Origin of the sequence: Halomonas sp., from assembly GCF_014859505.1 — a bacterium.
Lineage (GTDB): Bacteria > Pseudomonadota > Gammaproteobacteria > Pseudomonadales > Halomonadaceae > Halomonas.
Window position 1 is genome coordinate 1 of sequence record NZ_JACUUD010000135.1, and the last position, 6,942, is coordinate 6,942.

The 6,942-nt window shown below is 63.5% G+C and carries 6 protein-coding genes; all 6 read left to right on the top strand.

Translation table 11 applies throughout. From position 1 onward, the window contains the following. The first annotated feature begins 414 nt into the window (after positions 1 to 414). Genes IBX53_RS13600 through IBX53_RS13625 form a run of 6 tightly spaced genes read left to right on the top strand, consistent with a single transcriptional unit; the run spans position 415 to position 6,779 of the window. A complete protein-coding gene (locus IBX53_RS13600; RefSeq protein ID WP_290910143.1) occupies positions 415 to 2,043 on the top strand; it encodes an ABC transporter substrate-binding protein in 1,629 nt (542 codons plus the stop codon). Positions 2,044 to 2,098: 55 nt separating this feature from the next. Continuing rightward, positions 2,099 to 3,052 (top strand): ABC transporter permease, encoded by a 954-nt coding sequence (locus tag IBX53_RS13605; RefSeq protein ID WP_290910145.1) that lies wholly within the window; start codon positions 2,099 to 2,101, stop codon positions 3,050 to 3,052. Between the two features lie 19 nt (positions 3,053 to 3,071). After that, the gene (locus tag IBX53_RS13610) at positions 3,072 to 3,968 is read left to right on the top strand and encodes an ABC transporter permease (protein WP_290910146.1); all 897 of its coding nucleotides are present in this window, start codon (positions 3,072 to 3,074) and stop codon (positions 3,966 to 3,968) included. Continuing rightward, positions 3,965 to 5,053, top strand: coding sequence for an ABC transporter ATP-binding protein (locus IBX53_RS13615; RefSeq protein ID WP_290910148.1), 1,089 nt, complete (start codon positions 3,965 to 3,967; stop codon positions 5,051 to 5,053). The genes IBX53_RS13610 and IBX53_RS13615 overlap by 4 nt, the downstream gene beginning before the upstream one ends. Continuing rightward, a complete protein-coding gene (locus IBX53_RS13620; protein WP_290910150.1) occupies positions 5,050 to 6,090 on the top strand; it encodes an ABC transporter ATP-binding protein in 1,041 nt (346 codons plus the stop codon). Before IBX53_RS13615 ends, IBX53_RS13620 begins: the two co-directional genes overlap by 4 nt. Positions 6,091 to 6,116: 26 nt before the next feature. Further along, positions 6,117 to 6,779: an aspartate/glutamate racemase family protein gene (locus IBX53_RS13625; RefSeq protein ID WP_290910152.1), complete on the top strand. Its 663-nt coding sequence runs from the start codon at positions 6,117 to 6,119 to the stop codon at positions 6,777 to 6,779. The last annotated feature ends 163 nt before the right edge of the window (positions 6,780 to 6,942 follow it).

Here is a 6,942-nt window from a genome sequence, read left to right on the forward strand (position 1 = left end):
GCCACCTCAAGGCCATCGAGGCCTCGCTCTCCATCATCGAAGAGACCGAGGAGGCCCCGGACCTGCACAGCATCTTCAGTGCCTGACGCCGACGCTTTCGGTTCTTGCCATTCTGGCGCAATGCCTCTTCTGCTTACACCGTAATGGTGCATCTTTTGCCGTTGGTGCCTCCCCTCCGACTCGCCAGCGCCATATCGGGACTCGCTGGCGTTCGCCTCCTTCCGGTTCCGTCGAACGACCTAACCTCTTTTATGTATACGAAAAAATAAAAATTCGTACACGAAGATTAGGGCTATAGGCCGGCCCGTACTGCAGGAGAACCCCATATTGGCCCCTTTATTGCATCGTTCAAGTGGATGTCAGGCGATGATCCTGTGCCTGATCGCTACAAGATCCAGAAAGGGGAATAAAGACATGGTATACAATATGATGGTAACCGGCCTGCGTCGAAGCCGGCGCATCGCTCTGGTGTCGGCCAGCTTGGCGGTGATAGCCACCCCGGCCCTTTCCGACGAACAGGTCCTGCGGATCGCCATGACCGCGTCCGATATACCCTTGACCACTGGCCAGCCCGATAGCGGGTTCGAGGGTTATCGTTTTCTTGGCTACACGGTTTATGACGCCCTGATCAACTGGGACATGTCGTCGGCCGACGAGGTGAGTGGCCTGACGCCGGGACTGGCAGAGTCCTGGGTTGTGGACGAGGAGGACCGCCGGGTCTGGACCTTCAGGCTGCGCCAGGGTGTTACCTTCCACGACGGCAGCGAGTGGAACGCCGATGCAGCGATCTGGAACCTCGACAAGGTCTATGACGAGGACTCTCCCCAGTTCGATGCCCGCCAGGCGGGCAACGTGCGCGGCCGCATCCCCTCCATGGACGGCTACGAGAAGATCGACGAGCACAGCATCCGCTTCACCACCAGCGAGCCGGATGCCTGGTTTCCCTACCAGCTGACCTTTCTGCTGTTCTCCAGTCCCGCTCAGTGGGAAGCCCTGGACGGGGATTGGGACGAGTTCGCCCGCCAGCCTTCCGGCACCGGCCCCTTCAAGCTGGCCAGCCTGGTCCCCCGCGAGCGAGCGGTACTAGAGCCTAATCCCGACTACTGGGACGAAGCCAGGGTGCCCCGTCTCGACAGGCTGGAGCTGATTCCCATGCCGGAGTCGAGCTCCCGCACCTCGGCGTTGCTCTCCGGCCAGGTGGACTGGATCGAGACGCCGGCACCGGATGCCATACCGCGTATGGAATCCGAGGGGATGACCATTACCAGCAACCCCTATCCCCATACCTGGCCCTATCAGTTCTCGATGCTCGAGGGCAGCCCCTGGCGCGACATCAATGTGCGCAAGGCGGCCAATCTGGCGGTGGACCGGGAAGGCCTCGAGGCGCTGCTGGGCGGCCTGATGGTTCCCGCGGTGGGCACGGTGACACCTGACCATCCTTGGTTCGGCGAGCCGGATTTCGAAATACGTCATGACCCTGAGGAGGCTCGGCGTCTGCTGTCCGATAGCGGCTACGGCCCCGACAACCCCGTGGAGATCAAGGTGCTGATCTCGACCTCCGGTTCGGGCCAGATGCAGCCGCTGGCCATGAACGAGTATATCCAGCAGAACCTGGCCGAGGTGGGCATCGAGCTCGACTTCGAGGTGCTCGACTGGGAGTCGCTGTTTCCAAACTGGCGTCGCGGTGCCGACCACCAGACCAGTCGCGATGCACATGCCACTAATATCAGCTTCGGTTGGCTCGACCCCTTTGCCGCCTTCTACCGCTTCATGCACTCCAGTATGGCGCCACCCAGTGGCTTCAACTGGGGTTACATGGATGATCCGGAGTATGACCGCCTGCTCGACAAGGCTCGCATGACCTTCGATCAGGAAGAGCAGGACAGCATCCTCGCCGAGTTCCATGCCCGGATGGTGGATGACGCCGCCTGGTTGTGGGTGGCCCATGACGTGGGTCCGCGCGCCATGCACCCGCGGGTCCAAGGTTTCGTCCAGGCCAAGAACTGGTTCCAGGACCTGACCCCGGTCACCGTCGGGGAGTGAGCCGTGACGGCTGTGCCCTCTCTTGTGGGGGCGCCGCTGCCGACCCGGAGGCGAGATGAACAACTATTTCCTCAAGCGGATTCTGTATGTGATCCCCATCACCCTGGCGGTGAGCTTCTTCTGCTTTTCCCTGGTGCACCTTTCTCCCGGCGATCCCATGGACGCCGTGGTGTCGCCGGATGCTCCCAGCGAAGTGGTGGCCATGGTGCAGAGTGCCTATGGCTTTGACCGGCCGCTGCCCGAGCAGTTTGCGCTCTGGGTCAGTCGCGCAGTCCAGGGTGACCTGGGTCTTTCGGCGGCCAACGGCCGAGCAGTCACCAGCGAGGTCTTCAGCGCCCTCAAGAATACCCTGATCCTTGCCATTGCCGCCTCCATGATTGGCTTCACCATGGGCTGTACCTTCGGCACCCTGGCCGGCTACTTCCAGGGGTCCTGGCTCGACCGTCTGGTGACCGGCTTCGCCGTGGGTGGCGTCAGTATTCCCCACTACTGGCTGGGTATGCTGCTGGTGATCATCTTCTCGGTGGAGCTGAGATGGATACCCTCCTCAGGGGCCGGCCCCGGTAGCTCCAGTGACTGGGCCTTCGAATGGGCCTACCTTCGCCACCTGATTCTGCCCGCAGTGACCCTGTCGGTGATCCCGATGGGCGTGGTGACCCGCACCGTACGTGCCATGGTCGCCGATATCCTGGCGCACGAGTTCGTAGAGGCGCTACGCGCCAAGGGTCTGGCCGAGCGGCGTGTCTTCCTGCATGTGGTCAAGAACGTGGCGCCAACCGCTCTGGCGGTAATGGGCCTGCAACTGGGTTACTTGCTGGGTGGCTCCATCCTGGTGGAGACGGTGTTCTCGTGGCCCGGCACCGGGCTGCTGCTCAACAACGCCATCTTCCAGCGCGACCTGCCGATCCTGCAGGGCACTATCCTGGTCCTGGCGCTGTTCTTCGTGGCGCTCAACCTGATCGTCGATCTCGCCCAAGCCCGCCTGGATCCTCGCATCCAGCGCGGTTGATACCCGGAAGGAGTCTGTCATGTCGTCAAGTACTCTCGACGCCAGTGCGGCCCATGAGCCCCTCCCAGCGGCACCGACCAAGGGGTACTGGCATTCGGTATTCGGTCGGCTTAGCCGTGACCCGGTGGCCCTGGTTGCCGGATTGATCCTGTTGGCGATCCTGCTGGTTGGGCTGCTGGCACCTTGGGTGGCGCCGGTGGATCCCTATGCCACCAGCATGCTCAGCCGCCTGCAGCCCATCGGCAGCCCCGGTTTCTGGCTGGGCTCCGATGAGTTGGGGCGCGATGTCCTGTCGCGGCTGATCTACGGTGCCCGACTGTCACTGCTGATCGGTGTGATGCCGGTGATCAATGCCTTCGTCATCGGCAGCGCCATCGGCATCGTCGCTGGCTTCGTCGGCGGCCGTACCAATACCTTGATCATGCGGGTGATCGATGTTTTCTACGCCTTCCCCGCGGTGCTGCTGGCAATTGCCCTGGCCGGGGCTCTGGGCGCGGGGCTCATAAACTCGCTGTTCTCCCTCACCGTGGTGTTCATTCCGCCGATCGCCCGGGTGGCTGAGAGTGTGACCACCCAGGTGCGCAACGTCGATTACATCGAGGCCGCCCGGGCCAGCGGAGCCCGCAGTCTGACCATCATCCAGCGTCATGTGCTGGGCAATGTGCTGGGCCCGATCTTCGTCTATGCCACCTCGTTGATCAGCGTCAGCATGATTTTGGCCTCGGGGCTCTCTTTCCTGGGACTGGGGGCGCGGCCACCCATGCCAGAGTGGGGGCTGATGCTCAATACCATGCGGGATGCCATCTACGTGAACCCCTGGGTCACGGTGCTGCCGGGGGCGATGATCTTTACGGTATCGATCTGTTTCAACATGCTTAGCGACGGGCTGCGCACCGCCATGGATGTCAAGTTATGAAGACTGCTATCTCCAACGCCCTATCGACGAGTGATCATGCCAGTCGAGACCGTGGCGGCAAGGCTCAACCGCTGCTCAGCGTTCGTGGCCTGCGCAAGCACTTCCTCATAAAAGGCGGCGGCCCCGGCAAGCCGGCCTGCAAGGTGCATGCCGTGGACGGTGTCGACCTGGAGGTGCGCAAGGGCGAGACCCTGGGCATCGTCGGCGAGTCGGGCTGTGGCAAGTCCACCACCGCGCGCCTTCTCATGCGCCTGTTGACCCCGGATGCCGGCGAGATGATCTTCGATGGCGATCCGGTGGATGTCATGGGCGGGCTGTCGTTGCGCGACATGCGCCGCCAGATGCAGATGGTATTCCAGAATTCCTATGCCTCGCTCAACCCACGGATGAGCGTGGAGGACTCCATCGCCTTCGGCCCCCAGGTGCACGGGCTAGGCAAGCGCGAGTCGCGCCAGCGGGCGCGCAAGCTGCTCGATCAGGTCGGTCTGTTGCCCGATCAGTTTGCCAGCCGCTATCCCCATGAGCTTTCCGGCGGCCAGCGACAGCGCATCAATATCGCTCGGGCCCTGGCCCTCGAGCCACGCCTGCTGATTCTCGACGAGGCCGTCTCGGCCCTGGATAAGTCAGTGGAGGCACAGGTGCTCAACCTGCTGGAGGATCTCAAGCGGGAGTACGGTCTGACCTACCTGTTCATCTCCCATGACCTGAATGTGGTGCGCTTCATCAGCGATCGGGTGATGGTCATGTATCTTGGCCGGGTGGCCGAGCTGGGTGACAGTGAGGCGCTTTACCGAGCCCCTGCCCACCCCTACACCCGCGCCTTGATGTCGGCCATGCCCTCCATGGATCCGCTGCGTCGTACCCAGGTGGCGCCCCTGGATGGAGATCCTCCCAACCCTATCGACCTGCCGCCGGGGTGCCGCTTCTGCCCGCGTTGCCCCATGGCGGTGGCGGCCTGCCACGACCAGGAGCCCGAACTCGAAGCCTTGCCTGGAGGGGGGCATTCCTCGGCCTGTCTGAGGGCCACCGAGGTGCAGGCCCAGGGTCGGCAGCAGGAAGCTCTTGATCAGGAGGTTTCGACATGATGCCCATCGCGACTCCGGAGACATTGGCCGAGGACGAGGCGCCGGTAGCGGCGACGGGTGCCGAGTCGCTCGTCGAGGTGCGTGACCTGAAAGTGCATTTCCGAACCCCGGGTCGCCAGGTGCAGGCGGTGAATGGGGTTGATCTGTCGTTGGCCCGTGGTGAGGTGTTGACGATCCTGGGGGAGAGTGGCTCCGGGAAGAGCGTGACGCTGCGCAGCCTGATGAGACTCTTGCCCGAACAGCGCACCCTGCTCAGCGGCCGGGTGCGTGTGGCGGGAGAGGATATCCTGGCCATGTCGCGCGGTGAGCTCTCTCGCTATCGCGGGAGTATCGCCTCGATGATCTTCCAGGAGCCGATGCTGGCCTTCGACCCGGTGTTTCGTATCGGCGACCAGATCGCCGAGACGGTACGCCGCCACGAGGGAGTGAGCCATGCCGAGGGGCTGGCTCGTGCCCTCGAACTGTTTGAACTGGTGCGCATCCCCTCGGCGAAGCGACGGTTGTCGAACTATCCCCATGAACTCTCGGGTGGCATGAGCCAGCGAGCGATGATCGCTCTGGCGCTCTCTTGTCGTCCGCGCCTGCTGCTGGCGGATGAGCCGACCACGGCTCTGGACGCGACGGTGCAGATCCAGATTCTGCTGCTGCTGCGGGACCTGCAGCGTGAGTTGGGCATGTCGGTGATTTTTGTCACTCACGATATGGGGGTGGCCAACGAGATCTCTGATCGCATCGCCGTCATGTATGCCGGAAGAGTGGTGGAGACCGGCACGGTCGATGCGGTCATAGGTCGCCCGCGTCATCCCTATACCTTGGGGTTGATGCAGTCCCGAGCCTCCGGCGAGCTGCGCGGCCGGCGGCTCAGCGCCATTCCCGGTTCGCCGCCGGATATGGCTTCGCCGCCCCCGGGGTGCGCCTTCGCGGCCCGCTGCCCCAGAGCCGTGGAGGCCTGCCGCGAGGCGGTGCCCGAGCTAAGAAGCCCGGGCGAGCAACACCTGGCGGCCTGCTTCCGACTCGACAACGCGGAGGACCGATAATGACTCGGCCACCAGAGGGAGGTGTCATGCGTTTGTTGCTGCTCAACGGCAATGCCAACCGCGCGATGACCGAGCAGATGGCGCGACGAGCCGGTGAGCTGCTGGAAGGCAGGGCAGAGGTGCTGACCGAGACGGCTCACCGAAGTGTCGCCTATGTCGAATCCCGGCGTGATGCCGCCTTGTCCGGCGCCGCAGTGGTCGAGCTGGCCGAGCGTCATCTTGCCTCGGGTGAGCGTCCCGCGGATTCCGTGGTGCTCGCCTGTTTCGGCGAGCCCGGCATGGCGGCGGTACGCGAGCTCAGCCCGGTTCCGGTGGTCGGCATGCTGGAGGCGTCGGTGATCTCGGCATTGCAGCTGGGCAGTCGCTTCTCAATCATCACTCCGGGACGACGCTGGCCGAGAATGATCGACGACATGCTTCACGAGCTGGGCGCCACTCGGCGCTGCCTGGCCGTCGAGGCGGTGGAGGTGGCGGACCTGCGGCTGCCGGAACAGCGTGGCGAGGCGCGTAGCCGGGTCCAGGCGGTAGTCGAGCGTCAGCATCGAAGCCTCGAACCGGATGTGATCATCATCGGTGGCGCTGCCTTCGTGGGCATGGTCAGAGAGTTGCCAGACTACCCGGGCTGCCGCCTGGTGGACTCACTGGATGCTGCCCTCCTTCAGGCCCGGGCGCTGATGACACTCGGTTGAGCCGAGTATCTGCCAGGCAACTCGGCTTGCAAGTTCATTGGGCACATTTTATTGTGTTTGTTGTATACAATAAAAGGGTTCTGAACGATGCACCCCTCTCCCTCGGACTACCCCCGTGACTTGATCGGCTACGGCCGCAACCCGCCCCATGCCAACTGGCCCG